Source organism: Pseudonocardia sp. (assembly GCF_050250275.1).
In the GTDB taxonomy this organism is placed as follows: Bacteria; Actinomycetota; Actinomycetes; order Mycobacteriales; family Pseudonocardiaceae; genus Pseudonocardia.
Window position 1 is genome coordinate 1 of record NZ_JBFWOY010000018.1, and the last position, 20,014, is coordinate 20,014.

The 20,014-nt window shown below is 73.7% G+C and carries 26 protein-coding genes; 16 read left to right on the top strand and 10 right to left on the bottom strand.

The features are described from left to right. Positions 1-175: 175 nt before the first annotated feature. From AB7F12_RS17115 to AB7F12_RS17140, 6 genes are all read right to left on the bottom strand, one after another. Positions 176-622: an OsmC family protein gene (locus AB7F12_RS17115; RefSeq protein ID WP_428501677.1), complete on the bottom strand. Its 447-nt coding sequence runs from the start codon at positions 620-622 to the stop codon at positions 176-178. A gap of 74 nt (positions 623-696) precedes the next feature. Continuing rightward, positions 697-1,326, bottom strand: coding sequence for a uracil-DNA glycosylase family protein (locus AB7F12_RS17120; RefSeq protein WP_428501676.1), 630 nt, complete (start codon positions 1,324-1,326; stop codon positions 697-699). A gap of 10 nt (positions 1,327-1,336) precedes the next feature. Beyond that, entirely contained in the window at positions 1,337-1,876 is a 540-nt protein-coding gene (msrA, locus tag AB7F12_RS17125) for a peptide-methionine (S)-S-oxide reductase MsrA (RefSeq protein WP_428501675.1), read from the bottom strand. A 64-nt stretch (positions 1,877-1,940) separates the two neighbouring features. Continuing rightward, positions 1,941-2,384 (bottom strand): DUF5709 domain-containing protein, encoded by a 444-nt coding sequence (locus AB7F12_RS17130; RefSeq protein WP_428501674.1) that lies wholly within the window; start codon positions 2,382-2,384, stop codon positions 1,941-1,943. Positions 2,385-2,441: 57 nt separating this feature from the next. Continuing rightward, on the bottom strand, positions 2,442-3,164 hold the full coding sequence (locus AB7F12_RS17135; RefSeq protein WP_428501673.1) for an FAD-binding oxidoreductase: 723 nt from the start codon (positions 3,162-3,164) through the stop codon (positions 2,442-2,444). Beyond that, entirely contained in the window at positions 3,164-3,772 is a 609-nt protein-coding gene (locus AB7F12_RS17140; RefSeq protein WP_428501672.1) for a sulfite oxidase-like oxidoreductase, read from the bottom strand. The genes AB7F12_RS17135 and AB7F12_RS17140 overlap by 1 nt, the downstream gene beginning before the upstream one ends. 332 nt (positions 3,773-4,104) lie before the next feature. On the opposite strand from AB7F12_RS17140, the gene AB7F12_RS17145 reads away from it, so the two are divergent. From AB7F12_RS17145 to ligD, 6 genes are all read left to right on the top strand, one after another. Continuing rightward, positions 4,105-5,022 (top strand): NADP-dependent oxidoreductase, encoded by a 918-nt coding sequence (locus AB7F12_RS17145; protein WP_428501671.1) that lies wholly within the window; start codon positions 4,105-4,107, stop codon positions 5,020-5,022. Positions 5,023-5,095: 73 nt separating this feature from the next. Then, positions 5,096-6,040, top strand: coding sequence for an NADP-dependent oxidoreductase (locus AB7F12_RS17150; protein ID WP_428501670.1), 945 nt, complete (start codon positions 5,096-5,098; stop codon positions 6,038-6,040). A gap of 144 nt (positions 6,041-6,184) precedes the next feature. Continuing rightward, positions 6,185-7,870 carry a SulP family inorganic anion transporter gene (locus AB7F12_RS17155; RefSeq protein ID WP_428501669.1) on the top strand — a complete coding sequence of 562 codons (1,686 nt, stop codon included), beginning with the start codon at positions 6,185-6,187 and terminating at the stop codon, positions 7,868-7,870. A 132-nt stretch (positions 7,871-8,002) separates the two neighbouring features. Next, positions 8,003-8,188, top strand: a complete 186-nt coding sequence (locus AB7F12_RS17160) for a hypothetical protein (protein WP_428501668.1) — start codon at positions 8,003-8,005, stop codon at positions 8,186-8,188. 91 nt (positions 8,189-8,279) lie between these two features. Next, positions 8,280-8,663, top strand: coding sequence for an ATP-binding protein (locus AB7F12_RS17165; protein WP_428501667.1), 384 nt, complete (start codon positions 8,280-8,282; stop codon positions 8,661-8,663). Between the two features lie 79 nt (positions 8,664-8,742). Beyond that, complete coding sequence (gene ligD, locus AB7F12_RS17170) at positions 8,743-10,800, top strand: DNA ligase D (protein ID WP_428501666.1); 2,058 nt, start codon at positions 8,743-8,745, stop codon at positions 10,798-10,800. Here the strand turns inward: ligD and AB7F12_RS17175 are convergent. Next, a complete protein-coding gene (locus AB7F12_RS17175) occupies positions 10,797-11,279 on the bottom strand; it encodes a nuclear transport factor 2 family protein (protein ID WP_428501665.1) in 483 nt (160 codons plus the stop codon). The two genes, ligD and AB7F12_RS17175, sit on opposite strands and share 4 nt — an antisense overlap. Positions 11,280-11,477: 198 nt before the next feature. Here AB7F12_RS17175 and AB7F12_RS17180 point away from each other — a divergent pair, with 198 nt between their 5' ends. Together AB7F12_RS17180 and mgrA are read left to right on the top strand one after the other, a co-directional pair. Then, entirely contained in the window at positions 11,478-11,759 is a 282-nt protein-coding gene (locus tag AB7F12_RS17180) for a hypothetical protein (protein WP_428501664.1), read from the top strand. Between the two features lie 82 nt (positions 11,760-11,841). Next, positions 11,842-12,885 carry an L-glyceraldehyde 3-phosphate reductase gene (mgrA, locus tag AB7F12_RS17185; protein ID WP_428501663.1) on the top strand — a complete coding sequence of 348 codons (1,044 nt, stop codon included), beginning with the start codon at positions 11,842-11,844 and terminating at the stop codon, positions 12,883-12,885. A 145-nt stretch (positions 12,886-13,030) separates the two neighbouring features. Here the strand turns inward: mgrA and AB7F12_RS17190 are convergent, their stop codons facing one another. Further along, a complete protein-coding gene (locus AB7F12_RS17190; protein ID WP_428501662.1) occupies positions 13,031-13,426 on the bottom strand; it encodes a TOBE domain-containing protein in 396 nt (131 codons plus the stop codon). 39 nt (positions 13,427-13,465) lie between these two features. On the opposite strand from AB7F12_RS17190, the gene AB7F12_RS17195 reads away from it, so the two are divergent. Together AB7F12_RS17195 and AB7F12_RS17200 are read left to right on the top strand one after the other, a co-directional pair. Further along, positions 13,466-14,236 (top strand): enoyl-CoA hydratase/isomerase family protein, encoded by a 771-nt coding sequence (locus AB7F12_RS17195; protein WP_428501661.1) that lies wholly within the window; start codon positions 13,466-13,468, stop codon positions 14,234-14,236. 63 nt (positions 14,237-14,299) lie between these two features. Beyond that, positions 14,300-14,818, top strand: coding sequence for a DoxX family protein (locus tag AB7F12_RS17200; protein ID WP_428501660.1), 519 nt, complete (start codon positions 14,300-14,302; stop codon positions 14,816-14,818). A gap of 42 nt (positions 14,819-14,860) precedes the next feature. Here AB7F12_RS17200 and AB7F12_RS17205 read toward each other — a convergent pair whose 3' ends face one another. Next, the gene (locus AB7F12_RS17205) at positions 14,861-15,598 is read right to left on the bottom strand and encodes an SDR family oxidoreductase (protein WP_428501659.1); all 738 of its coding nucleotides are present in this window, start codon (positions 15,596-15,598) and stop codon (positions 14,861-14,863) included. 90 nt (positions 15,599-15,688) lie between these two features. On the opposite strand from AB7F12_RS17205, the gene AB7F12_RS17210 reads away from it, so the two are divergent. From AB7F12_RS17210 to AB7F12_RS17230, 5 genes are all read left to right on the top strand, one after another. Beyond that, positions 15,689-16,162 carry an RrF2 family transcriptional regulator gene (locus AB7F12_RS17210; protein ID WP_428501678.1) on the top strand — a complete coding sequence of 158 codons (474 nt, stop codon included), beginning with the start codon at positions 15,689-15,691 and terminating at the stop codon, positions 16,160-16,162. 307 nt (positions 16,163-16,469) lie between these two features. Then, positions 16,470-17,474 (top strand): thiamine pyrophosphate-dependent dehydrogenase E1 component subunit alpha, encoded by a 1,005-nt coding sequence (locus AB7F12_RS17215; protein ID WP_428501658.1) that lies wholly within the window; start codon positions 16,470-16,472, stop codon positions 17,472-17,474. 11 nt (positions 17,475-17,485) lie between these two features. After that, entirely contained in the window at positions 17,486-18,466 is a 981-nt protein-coding gene (locus AB7F12_RS17220) for an alpha-ketoacid dehydrogenase subunit beta (RefSeq protein WP_428516658.1), read from the top strand. Next, a complete protein-coding gene (locus tag AB7F12_RS17225) occupies positions 18,463-18,705 on the top strand; it encodes a lipoyl domain-containing protein (protein ID WP_428502629.1) in 243 nt (80 codons plus the stop codon). Before AB7F12_RS17220 ends, AB7F12_RS17225 begins: the two co-directional genes overlap by 4 nt. Before the next feature lie 10 nt (positions 18,706-18,715). Further along, positions 18,716-19,249 (top strand): VOC family protein, encoded by a 534-nt coding sequence (locus tag AB7F12_RS17230; protein WP_428502630.1) that lies wholly within the window; start codon positions 18,716-18,718, stop codon positions 19,247-19,249. A 3-nt stretch (positions 19,250-19,252) separates the two neighbouring features. Here AB7F12_RS17230 and AB7F12_RS17235 read toward each other — a convergent pair whose 3' ends face one another. Continuing rightward, positions 19,253-19,432 carry a hypothetical protein gene (locus AB7F12_RS17235; RefSeq protein ID WP_428502631.1) on the bottom strand — a complete coding sequence of 60 codons (180 nt, stop codon included), beginning with the start codon at positions 19,430-19,432 and terminating at the stop codon, positions 19,253-19,255. A 215-nt stretch (positions 19,433-19,647) separates the two neighbouring features. Between AB7F12_RS17235 and AB7F12_RS17240 the strand changes: the two genes are divergently transcribed. Beyond that, the gene (locus tag AB7F12_RS17240) at positions 19,648-19,920 is read left to right on the top strand and encodes a hypothetical protein (RefSeq protein ID WP_428502632.1); all 273 of its coding nucleotides are present in this window, start codon (positions 19,648-19,650) and stop codon (positions 19,918-19,920) included. The last annotated feature ends 94 nt before the right edge of the window (positions 19,921-20,014 follow it).

Below are 20,014 nucleotides of genomic sequence, written 5' to 3' on the forward strand. Positions count from 1 at the left end.
AGCGGTCGTTGGCGCCCGCCGGCCACGGTGACAACACCCCCCAGATCATCGACAACAGGGGCAACGAGTCATGCCGTGGCCGGTGGCCTGCAAGCCCTCACCGGGCTTGATCAAGAAGGTAACGGGGCCGAGGGGCCGGTCCGGCCGCCGCCGACGCGGACCGCGGCGCGTCCGCTCAGGCGGTCGCCGTGTCGCCCGGCCCGTTCGCGATGTCGGTCCGCACACTCCACGCGAACTGGAGCAGCAGTGTGACCGGTGAGTTCTCGACGATGTTGACCATCGACCGGAAGTCCTCCTCGGGGACCTCCTCCGACAACCGGATGGTGCGCCGGAGATGGCGTGCGGCCCCGACCGTCGTCGGCTCGTGATAGGCGACGTGCACGGTGATGTCGCCGGCGTAGTCGTACTTGCGGTCCGCGTAGCTGCGCAGCGTGATGGCCGTGCACGAGGCGAGCGCCATCATCAGGTACTCGGTCGGGGTGGGCCCCGCCCCCGGCTTCCCGGCGGCCGGGTCGTCGGCCGTCCCGACGAAGTCCCCGGCCCGGATCTCGGTCTCGAGCCGGCTCGTGGCCAGCAGTGTCGCCTGTGCCGTCGCGACGATCCGCTCGTCGTGAATGCTCATGTTCCGCTCCGTCGTGTCGTTGCGCCGGACATCCGTGCGCACATCGGGCCCGGACCGTCGTGGTCCGTCCGCATTCACCGGTCGCCCGCGCCGGCGCCGGTACCGAGGACCGCGCGAACCCGGGCGCGCAGCGCCGGGAGGGCCTCCTCGGCGAACCACGGGTTGCGGGCCTGCCAGCGGAAGTTCAGCGGCGAGGGATGCACGAGCGGCATCCGCTCGGGGAGGTGGTCGCGGAAGGAGCGCACCGTGTCGGTGAGGGTCGCGGCGCCGCCCGCGGGCAGGTAGTGCTGCTGGGCGTACCTGCCGATCAGGACGGTGAGCTGCACGTGGGGGAGTTCCGCGAGGAGCCGCGGATGCCACCGGGCCGCGACACCGGGGCGCGGTGGCAGGTCACCGTGGGTGCCCTTCCCCGGGTAGTAGAAGTCCATCGGCAGGATCGCGAACGACGTCGGGTCGTGGAACCGGTCGTCGTCGACGTCGAGCCAGCGGCGCAACGTCACCCCGCTCGGGTCACTCCACGGGACCCCGCTGCGCTGCGCGCGCGCACCCGGGGCCTGCCCGATCAGGACGATCCGGGCGTCGGGGTGCACGGTGTAGAGGGGCTGCAGGCCCGCAGCGGTCGCATCCCTGTTCGCCGGGTCCGCGATGATCTCCTCGCGGATCCGGCGCAGCGCGGGGCTCGGCCCCGCTGCAGGTCCGTGCATCGTCGCGATGTCAGGCAGTCCGGGGCGGGGTCGCCGACGTCGCCTCGTGGCGGCGCGGCAGCACCCAGTCCGGCCGCGGGAAGTGACAGGTGTACCCGCGGGGGCGGCGCAGCAGGTAGTCCTGGTGTTCGGGCTCGGCCTCCCAGAACGGACCGGCCGGCACGACCTCGGTGACGACCTCGCCGGGCCACAGCCCGGAGGCGTCGACGTCGGCGATCGTGTCCTCGGCGACCCGGCGCTGTTCGTCGTCGAGGTAGAAGATCGCCGACCGGTAGGACGTCCCGATGTCGTTGCCCTGCCGGTTCCGCGTCGTCGGGTCGTGGATCTGGAAGAAGAACTCCAGCAACTCGCGGTACGTGGTGGCGGACGGATCGAAGACGATCTCGATGGCCTCGGCGTGCGTGCCGTGGTTGCGGTAGGTGGCGTTGGGGGTGTCGCCGCCGGTGTAGCCCACACGGGTGGCGGACACGCCGGGGCGGGAGCGGATCAGCTCCTGCATCCCCCAGAAGCAGCCTCCCGCGAGGACCGCCCGTTGCTGCTCGGTCGCCATGGAACTCCTTTCTCGGTCCGGCCGGCGTTCGCCGGCCGTGGTCGGGTGCGTGTGCGGGGCGCGCTCAGACGTCCCCGGGATCGCGCACGATGTGGACGGCGGCCTCCTCCGCGCTGGCCGCTCCGCCGTCCCGGCCGACGTCGACGGCCTGGAGGTAGGCGAAGTCGTCCCACGCGCCGGCGGCCTCGACGTCGACCAGCCGTCCCGACCGGGCGACGCCGACCTCGGCGTCGTACAGCTCGCCGTCGGCGCCGGGGACGTCACCGAGGCCGTCGCCGTCGTCGGCGTCACGGACGTCGGGCAGCTCCCTGGCCAGGCGACCGGCGAGGCTCTCGTGCTCGTGCGCCTCCCGAGCCGTGACCCCGTAGTGCTCGCGCTCCCACGGTCGTTCGGGCACCGTGTACCCCTCGTCGAGGACGTCGACCCCGCGCCCGTCGAGGGTGTCGTCCTCGTCGAGCAGGCCGTTGTCGATGTCGACGCCGTCCACGCCGTCGCTGTCGTCACCCATGTCGACCTCCTGTCTCCACACCGGCTCGGCGGTCCGGCCGGGCCCGGCCCCTGCCGGTCATCCCGAGAACCCGAAACGTTCGACCCTGATCCGCTCAGCGGGCACCCCGGCCGCCACGGCGAGCCCGGTGACGGCGTCACAGAAGCCCGTGGATCCGCACACGTAGAGATCGCGGTCCGTGTCCAGTGCCGGGGCGAGGTCCTGAGCGGACAGGCGGCCCGGGGGCCGGTGGTGTCCCTCGGGGGCGGCCCGGGTGAAGACGACCGACGTGCCGGGGCCCTGGGCCTCGGCGGCGTAGTACAGGTCCTGGGGGCTGCGCGCCGAGACGACGAGCTGGAACAGGTCCGGCCGGCCGAGGGCGCGGGCGTGGCGCAGCATCGACATGAGCGGCACGATCCCGGACCCGCCGGCCACGCCGAGTGCGGGCCGCAGGTCCCACGCGAAGTGCCCGCCGATGGGGCCCCGCACCTCGAGCGCGTCGCCCACCTCGACGCCGTCGTGCAGGAAGCGTGACACCTCGCCGTCCGCCAGGAGCTCCACCGTCAGGTCGATCTCGGCCGCGTCCGAGGGTGCGCTCGCGATCGAGTAGGAGCGCTGGGCGCGGTACCCGTCGGGTGCGGTCAACCGCACGACGACGTGCTGGCCCGCCCAGAACGGGCGGGGCTGCGGCAGGGTCACCGTGAAGGTCTTCGCCGTGGGGGTCTCGCGGTGGATGCGGGCGACCCGGGCGGTCTGCCACGGCCCCGGGTGGGGCGCCCGCGCGTGCGTCGCGGTCGGCATCAGTCGCCCTGGTAGCGCTGCTCGAGCCACGGATCGCCACGGTCGTGGTAGCCGTTGCGCTCCCAGAACCCCGGCTGGTCCTCGGCGAGCAGGGTGAGCCCCGACACCCACTTCGCGCTCTTCCAGAAGTACAGGTGCGGGACGAGCAGGCGGGCCGGCCCGCCGTGGATGGTCGGGAGCGGTCGCCCGTCGACGTCCCACACCACCCAAGCCTTGCCGCCGGTGAGGTCCTCGAGCGGGAGGTTCGTGGTGTAGCCGGTGTGCGATCTCGCGAGGACGAACGCGGCGCCCGGACCGACTCCCGCGATGTCGAGGAGGGTGTCGACGGACACCCCGTCGAACCGCATGCCGAACTTCGACCAGGTGGTCACGCAGTGGATGGCGCCCTCGTACCGGGAGCCGGGCAACGCCCGGATCTCCTCCCAGCTCCAGGTGGCCGGTGTGTCGACCAGGCCGTCCACCACGAAGCTCCACCGAGCGGTGTCGATGTCGGGAGTCGACTCTGCGTGCAGGACCGGCCAGTCCATACCGGCGTCGTACTGGCCCGGAGGTAGTCGGGCGTCACGCACACCGCGGTCACGTCCGGTGAATCCCCTTGTCAGAGCCATGTTCTGGTGTCACTTTCCGATGTCGGCGATCGCGTCGATATTCACCCCGGTTGCCGGTGGAAGGCGATGGGGCGGTCTATGACGGCGAATATGGACATCTAAATCCGAACTGTCAAGTCCAGTTCAGTGCCGGGTCGGGCGGCCAGGAACGTCCGAGGGCGCCTCCGACCGGGCGCGTCATCGTCGGGTGGGCGGCGCCGCCGAGCTGGTGTTCCGCCTGATCATGGACGGTCACACCTCGGCCCCGTGGGGTGCTGGACACGATGCTAGTGGACGGTATCGTCCATTGGTCCGTGGCACAGGCGGGCGCAGGCTGACCGAGAGGTGCGGGGATGAAGGCGATCGTGGTGACGGACCAGGCCGCGGGTACCGCGGGAATGACGCTGGTGGAGCGGCCGCAACCGTTGCCGGCCGGCAACGACGTCCTGGTGCAGGTACGTGCGTCGGGGTTCACCCCGGGCGAGCTCACGTGGCCCTCGAACTGGACCGACCGGCTCGGCCGGGACCGGACGCCGTCGATCCCCGGCCACGAGCTGGCAGGGGTCGTCAGCGCCCTCGGCTACGGCACGAGAGGCCTCTCGGTGGGCCAGCGGGTGTTCGGCCTCACCGACTGGACCCGCGACGGAACCCTCGCCGAGTACACCGCCGTGGAGGCACGCAACCTCGCGCCGCTGCCGGGCGACGTCGACTTCACCGTCGGCGCGAGCCTGCCGATCTCGGGGCTGACCGCGTGGCAGGGTCTGTTCGACCACGGGCGCCTGCAGGCCGGGCAGAGCGTCCTCGTCCACGGCGCGGCAGGCGGCGTCGGCTCGATGGTCACGCAGCTCGCGCGCGAGGCCGGCGCGTACGTCATCGGCACCGGACGCGCCGCCGACCGGCGCGCGGCCCTCGACCTCGGCGCGCAGGAGTTCGTCGACCTCGACGGCGAGACCCTCGAGGACGTCGGCCGGGTCGACATGGTCTTCGACGTCATCGGGGGCGACGTCCAGAAGCGGTCCGCGGCCATGGTCCGGGCGGGTGGCGTCCTGGTGACCATCGCGGGCCCGCCCGAGGCGCGCCCGGCCGACGGGCTCGCGATCGACTTCGTCGTCGAAGCCGACCGCGACCAGCTGGGCGAGATCGTCCGACGGGTCCGCGACGGACGGCTGCGGACGAACATCGGTGTCGTCGCGACCCTCGACGACGCCGTCGCGGCCTACAACCCGGCCGGCCGGACGGTGGGCAAGACGATCATCCGGATCGGCGGGTAGGAACCGCGCCGCGCCCGCCGACGGCGGACCGGCACCGCATGTGACGACGCGACGACGAGAGGGAGAGGATCGGATGAAGGCGATCGTGGTGACCGACCGGTCCGCCGGGACGGCCGGGATGAGGCTGGTGGAGCGCCCCGACCCGGATGCGGCGAGGCTCGCCTCGCTCGAGGGTGCCAACTACGGCGACGTCGTCGTCGAGGTCCATGCGTCGGGATTCACCGGCAACGAGCTGGAGTGGCCCTCGACCTGGGTCGACCGTCTCGGCCGGGACCGGACACCGTCGATCCCCGGCCACGAGCTGGCCGGGGTCGTCACCGGCCTCGGCTACGGGACGGCCGGCCTGTCGGTGGGCCAGCGGGTGTTCGGCCTGACCGACTGGACCCGCGACGGCACGCTCGCCGAGTACGCGGTCGTCGAGGCACGCAACCTCGCGCCGCTACCGGGTGACGTCGACGTCGTCGCCGGGGCCGGGGTCGCGATGACGGGGCTGACCGCCTGGCAGGGGCTGTTCGACCACGGGCGCCTGCGAGCCGGGCAGAGCGTCCTCGTCCACGGTGCGGCGGGCGCGGTCGGTTCCATGGCCGCCCAGCTCGCGCGCGCGGCGGGCGCCCACGTCATCGGCACCGGACGCGCCACCGGCCGGCAGGCCGCACTCGACTTCGGCGCGCACGAGTTCGTCGACCTCGACCACGACACCCTCGAGGACGTCGGCCGCGTCGATCTGGTCCTCGACGTCCTCGGCGGGGAGATCCAGAAACGGTCCGCCGCCCTGGTGCGGGCCGGCGGAACGCTGGTGAGCGTCACCGGGCCGCCCGAGGTCCGGCCCGCCGCCGGCCTGGCGGTCGACTTCGTGGTCGTGTCCGACCGCGCCCAGCTCGGCGAGATCGCCCAGCGGGTCAGGGACGGGCGACTGCGGACACACCTCGGCAGGGTCGCGAGCCTCGACGACGCCGTCGACGCCCTCGGCTCGCCCGAACGGGTCCCGGGCAAGACGGTCATCCGCGTCCGTCCGTGATCGTCCGGACGGTTCGGCCGCGGGCGCCGGGAGGGGTGTCGCGGCGGGCCGCGCCGTCGTTGCGGTGGGCGGTGGGCGTCCGTCAGGCTCCTCACCCTGCGCCGAGTGGGATCGACGCCGGGGTGCACGGGAAGGACGACGCCGATGGCCGAGGGGGGTCGGGCGCGCCGGCGGCCGGGATGGCTCGCGCCCGCGGTCGCGCTGCGCCGTGACGGCGTCGTCCCCGACGTCGTCGCCGGGCTGACGCTCGCCGCCCTCGCGATCCCCGAGGTGCTGGGCTACGCGCGGATCGCGGGGATGCCCGTCGAGACCGGGCTGTACACGATGCTGCTGCCGATGGTCGTGTTCGCGCTGCTCGGGGCGTCGCGACAGCTGGTCGTCGGCGCCGACTCGGCGACCGCGGCGATGCTCGGCGCGGGGCTCGGTGCGCTGGGCCTCGCGGCCGCGTCGCCGGAGTACGTCCGGCTGGCGGGGACGACGGCGCTGGTCGTCGCGGTGCTGCTGGTGCTCGCCCGGCTGGTGCGGCTCGGGGTGCTGGCCAACTTCCTGTCCCGCACCGTCCTCGTCGGGTTCCTCACCGGCGTCGGCATCCAGGTCGCGGTCGGGCAGCTGCCGGAGGCGCTGGGCCTCCGGCCGGCGGGCGGCTCGACGCCGGAGCGGGCCTGGGCCGTCGTCGTGAACCTCCCCGACGTCGTCCCAATCGCGGCGCTCACCGCGGCGGCGGTGGTCGGCGTCGTGCTCGTGGCGAGGCGGATCTCGCGACGCATCCCCGGCGCGCTGGTCGCCGTCGTCGCGGCGGTCGCCGTGACCGCGGCGGCCGGCCTGGACGCGCACGGGCTCGCGGTGCTGGGCGACGTCCCCGCCGGGCTTCCCGGGTTCGTCCTGCCCGCGCTGGGCCTCGCCGACGTGCGCGCGGTGCTGCCCGTCGCGCTGTCGATGCTCGTCGTCATCCTCGCCCAGAGCGCCGCGACGTCGCGGGCCTACGCCGCCCGCCACCGCGAGGTCGCCGACACCGACCGCGACGTCGTCGGGCTGGCCGGGGCGAACCTCGCCGCCGCGGTGACCGGCGCGTTCGTCGTCAACGGCAGTCCGACGAAGACCCAGATGGTCGACTCGGCGGGCGGGCGCAGCCAGCTCGCGCACCTCGCGGCCGCCGCGGCGGCCGTGGTCGCCGTCCTGACGCTCGCGCCGTACCTGTCGCGGCTGCCGCTCGCCGCGCTGGCCGCGGTGGTGCTGCTCATCGGCGTCGAGCTCGTCGACGTCGCGGGGATGCGCCGGATCTGGGAGGTGCGCAGGCTGGAGTTCGCGGTCGCCGCGCTGACGACGGTCGCGGTCGTGGTGCTCGGCGTCGAGACCGGCATCGTCGTCGCGGTGGTCGCCTCGATCGCCGACCACCTGCGGCACAGCTACGCCCCGCGCAGCAGCGTGCTGGCGAAGTCGGCGCAGGGGCACTGGCGGTCGCTGCCGGTGGCGGCGGGGGCGCGGACCGTCGACGGGCTCGTCGTGCACCGGTTCGGCAGCGGCCTCTACTTCGCGAACGCCTCGCGGCTGGCCGACGACGTCGCCCTGCTCGTCGGGAACGGTCCGCCCGTGCGGTGGTACTGCCTCGACGCCGCCGCGATCGGCGACGTCGACTACACGGCCGGGGCCGTGCTCGGGGCGCTGCTGGACCGGTTGGAGGCGGCACGGGTGCGGTTCGTCGTGTCGAACCTCGTCGATCCCGTGCGCGCGCAGTTCGACCAGTACGGCCTGACCGCGCGGATCGGCACCGACGCCTGTTTCGACACCTCCGGGGAGGTGCTCGAGGAGTTCCTGCGGACGCCGCCGTGACCCGGGGCGGGGCAGCACGCCGCCGGAGCCCGCGGGCGGCTCGGCGGCCACCGGCCCGCGCGGTGTCGGCACGACCCGGCGCCCGGCGAGGGTCCCGGACGCCCGCGACGGCGGTGTGCGACGATCCGGGCCGTGGCCGACGAGACCATCGCCCAGCCCCGCCCGTGCACGCGCTGCTCCCGGGACGCGTTGCTCAACGTCCACGGGTGCTGTCCCGACTGCATCGGCGACATGGGTCTGCACCACCCCGACCAGCACGGCACGTGGCGCACCGAGCTCGCCGAGCTGGTGCGCTCGGGGGAGATCACCGGCGGCTGACCCGGTGCGGGGGGCCGGTGCCGACGGCCGCGGCGGCTAGGCTACCTGCGGCCGACGTCGCCGGGACCGGCGACGGGCCTCGGGAGGCGACGTGCTCACGATCCACCAGCCGCGGCCCGACGAGCTCGCCGACGTGCGCGAGCAGGTGCGGAACGCGTTGCGCGGCATGGGTATCGCGGTGGACGGCGAGGTCGGTGCGGCCGTCGTCATCGTGGCCGACGAGCTCGCCGTGAACGCGGTGACGCACGCGCGGACGCCCTTCGCGGTCTCCGTCGAGCCGCGCCGCGACGACGTGGGCCGCGACGTCGTGCACATCGCGGTGACCGACGGCGCCTGGTCGGTCCAGGGCGGCCCCGAGACGGTGACCGACGGTCGTCCCCGGCTGGGCCTGCCGATGGTGCGGGCGCTGTGTGTGAAGTGGGGCATCGAGACCTGCGACGAGGGCAAGACCGTCTGGGCGGACGTGCGCCGCTGACCGTGGCCGGGGCCGGCCGCGCACCGGCCGACCCCGTCGGGTGACGCGCGTCGCAGCGCAGCAGGGCAGGCTGGGGGCCATGCCCGCGCGCCGGCCCGACGCCGTCCTGCGGCCGATGCTGGCCACCCCCGGCCGCCCCCCCGCTGGGCCCGGCTGGGCGGTGGAGTTCAAGTGGGACGGCGTGCGCGCCCTGCTCGACGTCGACGGTGCCGGTGCCGTGCACCTGACCAGCCGCAACGGCAACGACGTCACCCTGGGCTATCCCGACCTGGTCGCCGGCGCCGACACCGGCCGGCCCCTGGTCCTCGACGGTGAGATCGTCGCGCTCGACGAGGCGGGCCGTCCCGACTTCGGGCTGCTGCAGAACCGGATGCACGTCCGGCACCCGCCGGGCCCGCTGCTCGCGGAGGTGCCGGTCCGCTTCTACGCGTTCGACGTGCTGCGCCTCGGTGACCGCCCGCTGCTGCGCGAGACCTACGACGACCGGCGCGGGGTGCTCGCCGACCTCGGTGTCGACGGCTGGGCGCGGTTCGCGGTGCCACCGTCGACGGCCGAGGTGCCGCCCGCGCAGATGCTCGACGTCGCCCGCGACCACGGGCTGGAGGGGATCGTCGCCAAACGGCGCACGTCGCGCTACGAGCCGGGGCGGCGCGCGGCGTCCTGGGTCAAGACGGCCCTGTTCACGACACGCGAGGTCGTCATCGGCGGGTGGACCCCCGGGCAGGGTCGCCGGGGCGCCCTCGGGTCCCTGCTGCTCGGCGCCTACGACGACGAGGGCAGGCTCCACTACCTGGGCAACGTGGGCAGCGGGTTCAGCGAAGCCGCCCTGCGGACCCTGCGGGGCGAGCTCGAGCAGCTGCGCGACGACGACGACCCGTTCGCCTCCGGTGTGCCCCGCGAGCACGCCCGCGGGGTGCGGTGGGTCCGGCCGCGGTTGGTGGGGGAGGTCGAGTACCGGACGCTCACCCACGACGCGCGGCTGCGGCATTCGGTGTGGCGGGGGCTGCGGCCCGACCGGGACCCGCACGAGGTGCGTCTCGGCGGCGCGTCGGCGCGGGCGCCGCTGGCCTCCTACGGGGCGGCGCCGGCCGGCCGGGACACGGCACCCGGCCCGGACCCGGCTGCCGCCGGTGGCGCCACGGTCGCCCGGGATCGCGGCGCTGTCGGCGCCGGCGCACCGGGGCGGGACCGGGCCGCCACCGACGACGAGCTCGCGGCCCTCGACGCGCTGCGCCGCAAGGGCATCTGGCAGGTGGCGGGGGAGGAGGTCGCGCTGACCAACCTCGACAAGGTGCTGTTCCCGGGCCGGGCCGGCGGGTCGCCGGTCACCAAGCGGGACTTCGTGCGCTACCACGCCCGCGTCGCGCCGCACCTGCTGCCGTACCTGCGGGGCCGCCCGGTGAACCTGCAGCGCTTCCCCGACGGCGTGCAGCGACAGGGCTTCTGGCAGAAGGAGATCCCGGTCCACGCGCCGGACTGGGTGACGCGCTGGCGGTACCCCGACGCCGACCCCGGCGACGTGCAGGACTACGTCGTCGTCGACAGCACCGCGACCCTGGTGTGGCTGGCCAATCTCGCCGCGGTCGAGCTGCACCCGTGGACCTCGCGGCTGCCCGAGGTCCACCGGCCCACCTGGGCGTTGATCGACATCGATCCCGGCCCACGCACGTCGTTCGACGACGTGCTCGCCGTCGCCAGGCTCTACCGCGCGGCGCTGGAACACCTGGGCGTCGCCGCGGCGCCCAAGGTCACCGGCAAGCGCGGGGTGCAGATCTGGGTACCGGTGACGCCCGGCCCGACGTTCGCCGACACCCGCGAGTGGGTCGAGAAGGTGTCGCGGGCCGTGGGGCGCATGGTCCCGGAGCTGATCTCGTGGGAATGGCACACCGACCGCCGGGGCGGGCGGATGCGGCTGGACTACACGCAGAACGTCATCAACAAGACGCTCGTCGCGCCGTTCAGCGCCCGCCCCGCGCCCGGCGCGCCGGTGTCGATGACCCTGACCTGGGACGAGCTCGACGACCCCGGCCTGCGCCCGGACCGCTGGACGATCGCGACCGCGCTCGACCGGTTGGGTGCGGTGGGCGACCCGATGCTCGCGCTGGTCGGCCGCGCGCAGGTACTCCCGTCGCTCTAGACCGGCGGGGCGCGGTGGTGCACGGCGCCGGGATGCACGTCGCTCGCCTCCCGGCCGGCCGTCGCGTAGCCGCGCTCGGCGTAGGGGAAGCCGTCGAGCCCGGTCGTCGACGGCCGCTGCTGGTAGTACGAGCGGATCTCCGCGATCAGCCCGTCGCGCAGCACGAACCATTCCGCACCGCGCGTCGCGACCCGCTCCGCCGCCCCCTGCGGCCGCCAGAACATCGTCCACTCGATGACGGCTTCCGCGCCGTCGGTGACGACGTGGTCGACCACCCACCGGGCGTCGATCATCCGGGTCACCTGGCGCCAGTAGCGGGCCAGGTGGTCGCGGCCCCGCACGGGCGCCGAGCCGACGTTGGGCGCGAGGAACCAGTGCACGACGTCGGGGTGCAGCGTCGCCGTCAGCTCGTCGAGGTCGCCGTCGGTGCAGCCGTCGTAGTACCGGCGGATCAGCGCGGCGGTGGTCGGGTCGGTCACTGGTCCTCCCGGCGGTCGGCCCCGGTGGTCACGGTCGGGGTGCACACGGCGTCGGCGGACCTGTTACGGTCGTCGCGTGCGCGTGCTCGTCATTATCGAGCGCGCCGGCTGAGCCAGGTCGCCGGCGCGCCGCTGTCGTGCGCCCGACCCCGGAGCCTGGTCCGGATCCCCCGATCAGCGCCACCGAGGAGATCCGTCATGACCGCACTGCTGTCCGACCGCCCCGTCACCCTCGACGCGGTCCATCCCACGCACCGCCGCGTCACCGCCTACGTCACCGGTGGGCTCGACGGCGTGCTGCGCGTCGTCACGATGCTGCGGGGCCGTGGCTACAAGGTGCGCGACCTGTCCGTCGAGGTCTGCGACGGCGTCGTCGAGAGCGCCGTGTCGTGCACCGTCGCCCTCACTGCCGCCGAGGCCGCGCTGCTGGTGGAGCGTCTGCGCCGGATGCCCGCCGTGGTCTCCGCCGACGAGGCCTGACCCGTCCCGGGACCCCGCAGCGGTGGGGCCGCGGCTGTGCCACGGTGGTCGGGGAACCGACCGGATCGAGGAGCCGTACCCGATGGCACACACGCCCGACCCTGCCCGCTACGACGGCACCATGCGCTACCGGCGCAGCGGCCGGTCCGGGCTGGACCTGCCCCTGCTCTCGCTCGGGTTCTGGCACAACTTCGGCGACGACCGTCCGATGCAGACACAGCGGGCGATCGCACTCCGTGCCTTCGACCTGGGCATCACCCACTTCGACCTCGCGAACAACTACGGCCCGCCCTACGGCTCCGCCGAGATCAATGCGGGCCGCATCCTGCGCGAGGACCTGGCGGCGCACCGCGACGAGCTCGTCGTGTCCACCAAGGCGGGCTGGGACATGTGGGCCGGCCCGTACGGCCAGGGCGGGGGCTCCCGGAAGTATCTGCTGTCCTCACTGGACCAGTCGCTGCGCCGCCTCGACCTCGACCACGTCGACATCTTCTACTCGCACCGCTTCGACCCGACGACCCCGCTGGAGGAGACCGCCGGCGCCCTCGACGCGGCCGTGCGCGCGGGGAAGGCGCTCTACGTGGGCATCTCGTCCTACACCGCCGCCGACTCGCGCCGCATGGCGGGCCTCCTGCGCGAGCTGGGCACGCCGCTGCTGATCCACCAGCCGTCGTACTCGATGCTCAACCGCTGGATCGAGACCGAGGGCCTGCTCGACGCCGCCGCCGACGAGGGCTTCGGCGTCATCGGCTTCACCGCGCTCGCCCAGGGCCTGCTCACCTCGCGCTACCTCGACGGCATCCCCGCCGACTCGCGCGCCGCGCGCGGCTCCACGCTGTCGGCCGACTGGCTGACCGACGACATGGTCGCCCGGCTGCGCTCGCTCGACGCGGTCGCGCAGCGGCGCGGGCAGACTCTCGCCCAGCTGGCGCTGGCCTGGGCGCTGCGCGACGAGCGGGTCACGTCGCTGGTCATCGGGGCGTCGCGGGTGGAGCAGCTGGAGCAGAACGTCGCGACCCTGGACGACCTCGCGCTGTCGGGCGCCGAGCTGGCCGAGATCGACGACCTGGTCGCCGGTGACGCCGACGTCGACCTCTGGCAGGCCGCCCGCCGCGGCGAGCTCTGACCCGCCGTCGGCGGCGCGGACACGACGTGAGCGGGTGCGCGGGCCGCGAGGGTGCCGCCGCGGCGGGAGGTCGAGCCCGGCCCGGCCGCGGCGATCGGGCGCACCAGCGCCCTCGCCGCGCTCGCGCCCGTCGCGGGCCGCGACGTCAGTTCGGCACCTCGACCGTGACGTTCGTCGACTTCACCACGGCCACCGCGAGCGAACCCGGCTCGAGCCCCAGGTCACGGGCCGCCTCGGAGCTCATCAGCGACACGATGCGGTTCGCCCCGCACTGCATCTCCACCTGCGCCATGACCGTGTCCATCGTGACGGCCGTGACCAGCCCGACCATGCGGTTGCGGGCCGAGGACCGGACGTCGAGCGGGTTGTCCGGCGCCGGGTTGTGGGTGCGGATGAACTCGACGAGATCGACGCCGTCGATGACCTTGCGGTTGGACTCGTCGAGCGACGACCGCAGCCGTCCGGTGTCGATGTGGCGGCGGACCGTGTCGTCGCTGACCCCGATCAGGTCCGCGGCCTGGGAGATGCGGAAGCGCGCCATGGCCGCGAATCCTAGGACCGACACCGTGAGGAGACGCCAGTGACCGGGTCCGCCATCTCGGTGAGCCGCGCCGACGGCGTGCTCACCGTGACCTTCGACCGCCCCGACAAGGCCAACAGCCTGCTCCCCGACGATCTCGTCCGCGCCCGCGAGGTGCTCGCCGGCCTCGGCGGGGTGCGGGCCGTCGTGTTCCGCGGTGCGGGGCCGCGGGGGTTCTCGGCGGGGATGGACGTGGGGGCGTTCGCGTCGTTCACGCCGGAGAGCGGCGAGGCGTTCATCCGCACCGGCCGGGACCTGCTCGCCGCGGTGCGCACGGCACCGGTGGTGACGGTCGCGGTCGTCGACGGCTACTGCCTGGGCATCGCGTTCGAGCTGGCGCTGGCCTGCGACCTGCGGATCGCGACGCCGCGGTCGACGTTCGGGCTGCCGGAGATCAAGGTGGGCGTGCCCTCGGTGATCGATGCGGCGCTGCTGCACCATCACGTCGGGCTCGCCTTCGCGAAGGAGATCATCCTGACCGGCGACGCCTACCCGGTGGCGGAGTTCGCGTCGTCGCGGCTGGTCAACGGGGTCGTCGAGGCCGACATGCTGGACGCCGAGCTCGACCGCTGGCTGGAGCGGACGTCGCGGCACACACCGGTCGTCACCGCGGCGCAGAAGCGCCTGTTCGAGACGTGGCTCAACACCTCGCTGGCCGACGGGATCGACGAGAGCACCGTCGAGTTCGGACAGGTGTTCGCCGATCCGGTGACGGCGCAGGCGCTGGCCGGCTACCGGGCCGGGCTGGGCGGTGGCGGCGGCCGGGGCTGAGCGTGTTCGGCGGGGCGGTACCCCGGATAGGGTCCGGGTAGGCGAACGGAAGGATCGGACTTGATGGGGCGTCGACGGGGCACGGCTGGTACCGAGGTCGCACGGTTGCTGCTGCGGGGGGTGATCGGCGCGACGATGATCGCGCACGGGGTGCGCCACGGTCGCACCCTCGACGGCACGGCCCGCTGGTTCGGCTCGATCGGTTTCCGGCAGCCGGAGCTGCAGGCCCGGGTCAGCGCCGCGGTCGAGATCGGGGCCGGTGCCGCGCTGGTCGTCGGGGCGGGGACGCCGTTCGCGGCGGCCGCGGTGGTCGGGACGATGGGCGTCGCGGCCCGGTCGGTCCACGCGCCCAACGGGTTCTTCATCACCGCCGAGGGCTGGGAGTACGTCGCGAACCTGGCCGCGGCGTCGGTCGCGCTGGCCGGGATCGGCCCCGGCAGGTTCAGTGTCGACCGCGCGATCGGCGCCGACCGCAGGCTCCGCGGGCCCGCCGCCGCGGGCGTCGCCGCCGGGCTCGGCCTGGTCGGTGCCGCGGCGCAGCTGGCGACGTTCTGGCGCGAGCCGGAGCCCACCGGCTCGTGAGTGGCGATGGTCGCTGCGGCGGCCATCGCCACGCACGGGAGATCAGGCTTCGAGCCACTCCTCGAACCCCGTCGGCAGCAGGCGCGCCTCGCCGGCGGGGACGAGTGAGCCCCGCTGGAGGCGGGTGCCGAAGTACTCGGCGTCGGGGGCGCTGGTGACGGTGCGGGTGTCGCCGCGGGCGGTGAGGGCCGCACGGACGAACTCCGCGAACGGGCGCCGGTCGGGCCCGGCGATGTCGAACACGCCCGCGGGCTCGCCGACGACGACGTCGGCGAGCAGCGCGGAGATGTCGGCCGCGGCGACGGGCTGGAAGTCGGCCTCGGGCAGGGTGACGACGCCGTCGACGGTCGCGCTGTCGGCGATCGGGTCGATGAACTCGTAGAACTGTGTCGCCCGGACGATCGTGAACGGCAGCCCGGACGCGGTGATCAGCTCCTCCTGCGCGGTCTTGGCGCGCAGGTAGCCCGAGTCGGGCAGGGTGTCGGTCCCGACGATCGAGAGTGCGACGTAGTGCTCCACGCCGGCGGCACGGGCGGCGTCGAGCAGTGTGCGCGTGGACGTCGTGAAGAACTCCATGACGTCGGCGTCGGCGAACGACGGCGAGTTGCTGACGTCGACCACCACCTGCGCGCCGGCGACCGCCGCGGCCACGCCGGCGCCGGTGAGGGTGTCGACCCCGGTGGACGGGGAGGCGGGGACCGCCTCGTGCCCGGCGGCCCGCAGGTGCGCCACGAGCGCCGATCCGATCCGGCCACTGCCACCGACGACGACGATCCGCATGACGACTCCTTCGGACTAACTCGGATAATTTCTGTCCGAGAACATACCCGGACACCAGGTGTCCGAGTCAAGTACGCTGTCGGGGTGAAGATGTCCGGCGGAGTGGAGTGGGCGCTGCACTGCTGCGTCGTGCTCACCGGGATGACCGAGCCCGTCCCCGCGGCGCGGCTCGCCGAGTTCCACGACGTCTCGCCGACCTACCTCGCCAAGCAGCTGCAGGCCCTGTCGCGGGCCGGGCTCGTCCGCTCGGTGCAGGGCCAGGCCGGCGGATACGTCCTCACCCGGGCGGCGACCGAGATCACCGTGCTCGACGTCGTCGAGGCGGTCGACGGCCGCGAGGCGGCGTTCACGTGCACCGAGATCCGGCAGCGCGGGCCGTTCGCCGCCACTCCCGAAGCCTGCACGACGCCCTGTCCCGTCGCCCGCGTCATGATCGAGGGGGACCGGGCGTGGCGGGAGTCGCTGCGGGCCACCAGCATCGCCGAGCTCGCCGGCTCCGTCGCCCGCAACGTCGGAGTCGATGCGCTGCCGCGGGCCCAGGCGTGGATCGCCCAGCGGGCCTGACGGCGGCCGCCGGGGCTCGGGCGCGTCCGGCTCCCGGCTGCCGACGACGATCCCGTGCCGCGCGTTCCGGTCCGGGCCGACGGTGGTGGTCGAGCCGCGGACGGCGGTGATCCCGACGGTGCGGTGGTCCTCGCCCGGCTCGGCACCCGGGTAGGCGCCCCGCATCCACCGGAGCGCGGCCGGGGTCGTCGGGCCGCGCGCAGGGTCAGGTTCTGCTGCGCCCGCGGTCCTAGACCGGACGCCGCGGTTCGACGAGCCTCGGGGCGTGGGCCGGTGCACCGTCGCGACCGGCCGGAGGGAGGCGGCGATGGCGACGCCGGGCACCGACGTCCGCGGGCGGGAGAGCGTGACCGACCTCGACCTCCACGAGCGGATGCTGCTGATCCGCCGCGCCGAGGAGCGCCTGATCGTCGCCTGCACCGACGGCAGCCTGCCCGGCGGCGTGCACCTCTACATCGGCGAGGAGGCCGTCGCGGTCGGTGCGTGCGCGGTGCTGACCGACGACGACGTCGTGACGAGCACGCACCGCGGCCACGGGCACTTCCTCGCCAAGGGCGGCGACCTCGACGCGATGTTCGCCGAGATCTGGGGCCGCGCCACCGGCATCTGCAAGGGCATGGGCGGATCGATGCACGTCGCCGACGTGTCCAAGGGCATCCTGGGCGCCAACGGGATCGTCGGCGCCGGGTTCGCGATCGCCACCGGCGCCGCGTGGGGTGCGAAGCTCGCGGGGCAGGGACGCGTCGCCACCTGCTTCTTCGGCGACGGGGCGGCCAACCAGGGCTCGTTCATGGAGAGCATGAACGTGAGTGCCGCGTGGGGGCTGCCCGCGGTGTTCGTCTGCGAGAACAACGGCGTCTCCGAGTTCACCGTTACCGCGACCGTCACCGGCGGGCCGCTGGTCGAGCGGGCGCGGGCGTTCATGCCGGCGACGGTCGTCGACGGCAACGACGTGCACGCCGTCCGCGACGCCGTCGGGGCAGCCGTGGAGCGGGCGCGGGCAGGGCACGGCCCGTCCTATGTGGAGGCGACGACGTACCGCATCCGCGGGCACCTGGAGGCGGAGCAGCACATGCTCGGCGGCGGCACCTACCGCACCGACGACGAGGTCGCCGCCTGGCAGGCGCCGGACAAGGACCCGATCGCCCGGCTCGCCGGCCGGCTGCTCGCCGACGGCACCTGCTCCCGCGACGACCTCGACGCCCTCGACGCCGCGGTCCGCGCCCGGGTCGAGGCCGCGGTCGCGTTCGCCGAGGCGTCTCCGCCCGCCGACCCCGACCTCGCCCCGACGATCATGTTCGGCCCGGCCTGAGTGAGGACCCGATGGTGCGCAAGAGGCTGATCACCGCCGTCAACGACGCTCTCGTCGCGGAGATGGAACGCGACGAGAAGCTGATCGTCTTCGGCGAGGACGTCGAGCTGGCGATCATGGGCGACACCCGCGGGCTGGTCGGGCGCTTCGGGCGCGACCGCGTCCGCAACACCCCCATCTGCGAGCAGACCCTCACCGGGATGGCCGTCGGCCTCGCCTGCACCGGGTATCGCGTCGTGCTGCACCTGATGTTCAACAACTTCATCTACACCGGCATGGACGCCATCGCGAACCAGATGGCCAAGCTGCGGCTCATGACCGGCGGCCAGCTGCAGCTGCCCGTCACCGTCATCGCGGGCTACGGCGGCGGCAACGGCAACGCCGCCCAGCACTCCGACACCGCCTACCCGGCACTGATGAACCTCGGCGGCATCCGCGTCGCCGTCCCCACCACCGCCGCCGACGCAAAGGGCCTGTTCACGACGGCCGTCCGCGGCCACACCCCCACGTTCTTCCTGGAGGCGGCCGGGCGCGGCGGCGAGCTGGGGGAGGTGCCCGACGGCGAGCACCTCGTCGCGTTCGGGCAGGCCGCCACCCTGCGCGAGGGCCGCGACGTCACGGTCGTCGCCATCGGCACCATGGTCAGGCCGACGCTGCGCGCCGCCGAGGCCCTCGCCGGCGACGGCATCTCCGCCGAGGTCATCGACCCGCGCACGCTCGTCCCGCTCGACGAGGACGCGATCCTCGCCTCCGTCGCCCGCACGGGCAGGCTGGTCGTCGTCGACGAGGCCCGCGACCGCTGCAGCGCCGCCAGCCAGATCGCCGCAGTCGTCGCCGACCGTGGCTTCACCTCACTGCGCGCCCCGGTCCGCCGCGTCACCGTCCCCGACGTCGCGCTCCCGTACGCGCGCAACGCCGAATCCGCGCTCATCCCGAGCCCCGAACGGATCGCCGACGCCGTCCGGCACGTCACGGCGAGGCAGTACGCGTGAAGACCACCCTGACGCTGGTCCGCGTCGGCATGATTATGACCGAGGGCACGATCGTCGCCTGGCACAAGGAGCCCGGCGACCGGTTCCGCACCGGCGACGTGCTCTACACCGTCGAGACCGAGAAGGTCTCCCACGACGTCGAGGCCACCGCCGACGGCACCCTCCTCGAGATCCTCGTCCCCGCCGACGAGGACGCCGAGGTCGGCCGGCCGGTGTGCGTCGTCGACGTCTCCCGATAAGGGGGAAGCGTTGCCCGACTTCGGATTCGGCCAGCCACGCGGCGGGGTCATCCAGACCGCGTTCGTCGTCACCGACATCGACGAGGCCGTCGCCTGGTGGACCTCCGCGCTGCGCGCCGGCCCCTTCTTCCTGCTGCCCGACTGGACCGGCCGCGATCCCGTCCACCGCGGCGCGCCCGGTACCGCCGTCGTGCGCATCGCCATGGGCTTCGCCGGGCACATGCAGATCGAGCTCATCCAGGCCCTCGACGACGAGCCGTCCGTGTACAAGGAGCTCCTCGACCGTTCCGGTCCCGGGCTGCACCATTTCGGGGTCGCCAGCGCGGACCTCGACGGCGACATCGCGCGCATGGAGGCCGACGGCTACGCGCTCGCGTTCCGCGCGGGCGTCGGCAGCGGGGAGGTCGCGTACATGGACGGCGGCCCCTCGCGACCGGCGATGATCGAGCTGATCGAGGCCTCGCCGGGGATGGACGCGAACTTCACCGCCATGTGGGAGGAGTCCGTGGGCTGGGACGGCCGGGACCCGCTGCGCCGTCGCTGACCGTCAGCCGGCGGGCCGGCGTTCCGCGGACGCACCCGCGGACACGCCCGCCGACGCCGCGGTGTCGGGCATCGATGCCACCGCGGCCGCGGAGAAGGCCAGCACGAGCAGCATCGCGATGGCCGCGGCGATCCTGCGGGCGCGCCCCGGCCGCCAGGGCGCAGGAACGGTCGTGGGGTTCATGGCAGGTCCTCACACGGGTCGGATGTCGACGTCGACCGTGCCGTGCCCACCCGCCCCACGACCATGGGGTTCACCCCCGCCCGGGCTCGGGGGAAAGGTCCCCGCAGGAGTGGGGAGCAACCGATCCCGCATTCGTCGTGAAACGGGCAGAGTTCTTCTCATCGGACGGAGCGCCCGCTCCGCACAAAGAGAAACAACCGAGAAGGAGCCTCCAAATGTTCAAGAGCACCTGCCCCTCCAAGTCCGGCGGCTACGGCGGCAAGAACGACAAGTACGACGACTGCGACGACAAGTGGGGCGGCTACGGCGGCGGCAAGAAGTACGAGGAGTGCGACGACAAGTACTCGAAGTACGACGACTGCGACGACAAGTACTCGAAGTACGACGACTGCTGGGACGACAAGTACGGCAAGTGCGACGACTACGACAAGGGCGACTACGACAAGTACGGCTGCCACGAGAACAAGTGGGACCACGCCTACAGCTGAGCGCCCCACGCAACGAGCCCATCGGCCCGGCCCCCCGAATCCCGGGGTGCCGGGCCGAGCGCGTGTACCCGGCACCGTATTCCTCGTACCGTGT

Excerpts from the sequence above, each read along its gene's own strand:
- AB7F12_RS17150 (WP_428501670.1), top strand. The coding sequence starts at position 5,096 with ATGAAGGCGATCGTGGTGACCGACCGGTCCGCCGGGACGGCCGGGATG.
- AB7F12_RS17155 (WP_428501669.1), top strand. The coding sequence starts at position 6,185 with ATGGCCGAGGGGGGTCGGGCGCGCCGGCGGCCGGGATGGCTCGCGCCC.
- AB7F12_RS17115 (WP_428501677.1), bottom strand. The coding sequence starts at position 622 with ATGAGCATTCACGACGAGCGGATCGTCGCGACGGCACAGGCGACACTG.
- msrA (WP_428501675.1), bottom strand. The coding sequence starts at position 1,876 with ATGGCGACCGAGCAGCAACGGGCGGTCCTCGCGGGAGGCTGCTTCTGG.
- AB7F12_RS17180 (WP_428501664.1), top strand. The coding sequence starts at position 11,478 with ATGACCGCACTGCTGTCCGACCGCCCCGTCACCCTCGACGCGGTCCAT.
- AB7F12_RS17200 (WP_428501660.1), top strand. The coding sequence starts at position 14,300 with ATGGGGCGTCGACGGGGCACGGCTGGTACCGAGGTCGCACGGTTGCTG.
- AB7F12_RS17215 (WP_428501658.1), top strand. The coding sequence starts at position 16,470 with ATGGCGACGCCGGGCACCGACGTCCGCGGGCGGGAGAGCGTGACCGAC.
- mgrA (WP_428501663.1), top strand. The coding sequence starts at position 11,842 with ATGGCACACACGCCCGACCCTGCCCGCTACGACGGCACCATGCGCTAC.
- AB7F12_RS17235 (WP_428502631.1), bottom strand. The coding sequence starts at position 19,432 with ATGAACCCCACGACCGTTCCTGCGCCCTGGCGGCCGGGGCGCGCCCGC.
- AB7F12_RS17145 (WP_428501671.1), top strand. The coding sequence starts at position 4,105 with ATGAAGGCGATCGTGGTGACGGACCAGGCCGCGGGTACCGCGGGAATG.
- AB7F12_RS17120 (WP_428501676.1), bottom strand. The coding sequence starts at position 1,326 with ATGCACGGACCTGCAGCGGGGCCGAGCCCCGCGCTGCGCCGGATCCGC.
- AB7F12_RS17240 (WP_428502632.1), top strand. The coding sequence starts at position 19,648 with ATGTTCAAGAGCACCTGCCCCTCCAAGTCCGGCGGCTACGGCGGCAAG.
- AB7F12_RS17130 (WP_428501674.1), bottom strand. The coding sequence starts at position 2,384 with ATGGGTGACGACAGCGACGGCGTGGACGGCGTCGACATCGACAACGGC.
- AB7F12_RS17135 (WP_428501673.1), bottom strand. The coding sequence starts at position 3,164 with ATGCCGACCGCGACGCACGCGCGGGCGCCCCACCCGGGGCCGTGGCAG.
- AB7F12_RS17210 (WP_428501678.1), top strand. The coding sequence starts at position 15,689 with ATGTCCGGCGGAGTGGAGTGGGCGCTGCACTGCTGCGTCGTGCTCACC.
- AB7F12_RS17220 (WP_428516658.1), top strand. The coding sequence starts at position 17,486 with ATGGTGCGCAAGAGGCTGATCACCGCCGTCAACGACGCTCTCGTCGCG.
- ligD (WP_428501666.1), top strand. The coding sequence starts at position 8,743 with ATGCCCGCGCGCCGGCCCGACGCCGTCCTGCGGCCGATGCTGGCCACC.
- AB7F12_RS17190 (WP_428501662.1), bottom strand. The coding sequence starts at position 13,426 with ATGGCGCGCTTCCGCATCTCCCAGGCCGCGGACCTGATCGGGGTCAGC.
- AB7F12_RS17205 (WP_428501659.1), bottom strand. The coding sequence starts at position 15,598 with ATGCGGATCGTCGTCGTCGGTGGCAGTGGCCGGATCGGATCGGCGCTC.
- AB7F12_RS17140 (WP_428501672.1), bottom strand. The coding sequence starts at position 3,772 with ATGGCTCTGACAAGGGGATTCACCGGACGTGACCGCGGTGTGCGTGAC.